The organism is Streptomyces sp. NPDC001156 (assembly GCF_053598275.1).
Genome location: NZ_JBSFJX010000450.1, coordinates 1 through 2466 on the forward strand (window position 1 = coordinate 1; position 2466 = coordinate 2466).

Annotated in this window: 2 protein-coding genes; one reads left to right on the plus strand and one right to left on the minus strand. The window is 66.2% G+C overall.

Annotated elements, in window-relative coordinates; translation table 11 throughout:
* Positions 1–288: transposase (locus ACWDA7_RS51980; protein ID WP_450615107.1), on the plus strand; the 288-nt coding region annotated here is incomplete at its 5' end.
* 217 nt (positions 289–505) lie between these two features.
* Here the strand turns inward: ACWDA7_RS51980 and ACWDA7_RS51985 are convergent.
* Positions 506–1738 carry a PstS family phosphate ABC transporter substrate-binding protein gene (locus ACWDA7_RS51985; RefSeq protein WP_450615109.1) on the minus strand — a complete coding sequence of 411 codons (1233 nt, stop codon included), beginning with the start codon at positions 1736–1738 and terminating at the stop codon, positions 506–508.
* Positions 1739–2466 lie beyond the last annotated feature (728 nt).

Here is a 2466-nt window from a genome sequence, read left to right on the forward strand (position 1 = left end):
AGCGCGGCCCTGCGGGCACTGGACCGGTGGATCGGCTGGGCCCGCCGCTGCCGCATCGACGTCTTCGTCGACCTCCAGCGCCGTATCCGCCGCCATTACCAGGCGATCCGCGCCGCGCTGACCACCGGTATGAGCAACGGACTGATCGAGTCCACCAACACCAAGACCCGCCTGATCATCCGCAGAGGCTTCGGCTTCCACTCCGCCGACGCCATCATCGCCCTGGTCATGCTCACCCTCGCCGGCCCCCGCCCCCAACTCCCCGGACGCCAACCCGCCTCAGCATGACCCACACATCAAGCAGGAGAGCCCGAAAATGCCCTAGTCGCGCGATGCCCGACGGCGTGGCGCCGTCGGCGCGGAGACTATGCGAGGACACAGGCCGGTCGTCGGTGACGAGTCTGGCCGCGGAGAACCAGTGCTTTCACGTGCGCCTGCTCTCCTCCCCCGCGTTCTTCGCGTGACGTGGGAGGAGAGCAGGCGTGTGCCGGAGCGGAGCAGTCAGCTACTTCTTGTCAGGGGTTTGTGGGGTGATGCCGGCTACGGGGTAGCTGGCATCGGCCTGGAAGCCGCGCAGGGGCAGGTAGATGCCCTGGTTGAGGATGACCTGCTGGCCCTGCTTGCTCAGGATGAACCGGGTGAGCTCGGCGAAGACCGGGTTGAGCGGCGCGTCCGGGCGCTTGTTCAGGTTGAGGTAGGCCAGCCGGCTGAGCGGGTAGCTGGCCGCCGCGACGTTCTCGTAGGTGGGCGCGTAGGCCGGGTCGCCGTTGTGGTTGGACAACGACAGGACCTTCACTGGCGAGTCCAGGTAGGCGGCTCCCGTGTAGCCGATCGCGTACGGGTCGTTGGCGACCTCCTGGGCGATCTTGAACACCGTCGGTTCCCAGTGGACGTTGGGGTCGGTGTCGGCCGATCGCCACTCGCCTCGCTGGCCCGGCGTGCTCAGCACGCGCTGGCGGACGAACTCCTCGTAGCCGTTCCACGGCTTGATGCCGTAGATGTGGATCGGCTTGTCGGCCCAGTCGCCGGTCAGGCCCAGGTCACCCCACGTGGTAGCAGGCGCACCGCCGCGGGCGCGGGTGGTGGACAGGATGGAGTCGAGCTGGTCGAAGGAGAGCTTCTCGATGGGGTTCTTCTTGTTGACCGTGAAGACGGGGGAGTCGAGCCAGCCGAACTGGCGGTAGCTGCCGCCGGAGATCGGCACGCTCGTCGGGTCGTAGCCGTAGGCGTCGCGGAAGCCCTCGATGTCGCTGGGCCGTAGCTCACGGGAGACGAAAACGCAGTCCAGATTGCCCTTGGCCAGCTCCACCGCTCCGAGGCTGCCGGCATACGGGGGGTTGATGGAGAGGTGGACCTTGGGGTAGTACTTCTCGAATTCCGCGACCCAGTTCTTCGACAGCTCGGCGAGGACGTCGGACGCTCCGCACTTGTAGTCGCCGCGCAGTTCGTTCTTGTTCTGCATGGGCTGGAAGTCGTGCAGTGCCGGATCGAGGGTGGGCTGCAGCAGCTCGGGAGCGGGTTTGGCCCTGCCGTGCTGCTGGCCGTATGCCGCCTCTTCCGGGGTCTGGGGCGTGTTCGGCTTCAACGGTGAGACGGCCCAGTTCACCAGGTTGGGTGCGGAGTTGTCGCTCTGCACTGCCTGGGCGACGACGGCACCGCCCGCCAGCAGTCCGGTCGCCGCGAACAGGGCGGCAGTATTCCGCAACCATCTCTTCTTGAACATTTTCGAGCGGGACACGCGGTCTCCATTGGCTCGGCGAAGCTCGCGACGGACAGCTCTGGAATCACACGGAGCATGTGGTCGAGGTCACTCGGCGTCACACTGTAGGGAGGCTCGACGCACCGGGGAACCGCGTCCGCGGTTCTGATCGTTTTCCTTGATTCGGCCCTTTTGTGCAATCTGCGCAGCGCCACTGCCGACTGCGGCTCGCGTGCTTCGCGAGCACCAAGGCGGCCAACGGCTGGGAGAACCTCTCCCGTCACGTGGTCAGTACTGATTCGCTGATCCGCTGACGTCCGCTGGCATCCGCCGCTGGCCGAGTGGTTCCTGCCCCCAACTTGGTCCAACTGACTGTTACCGGTATTTGCACGATGGTTGTCGTCAGGTGCCGCTTGGACCGGCGACAGGCTGCGAGGCGGGCAGAGTCGCGAGAAGATGACCGCTGCCTGCAGCCGGCTGCGGACTCCTGCTCGCGACGCAGGGATATGGGACGGGCCGACTGTTGAAGGCCTGGCCCGCCACGACAGGTGCCTCGCAGCGATGACAGATAGCGCGCCCGGCCACAATCGATCTGAGCCTGAGCACGCTAGGTGTCGTGTTTGCAGGACAACTGTCGTGAGCCAGTGCCGCTCAACCCCGAGGCACCAGCTAGGAGCGTGTCTCAGTAACGAGCAAGGGGCCGCTGGCCGTGCTCGATGGGATCGGTCGCGGCCGTCCCGTGCATCTGTGAGGCTGTGGCTGGGTCC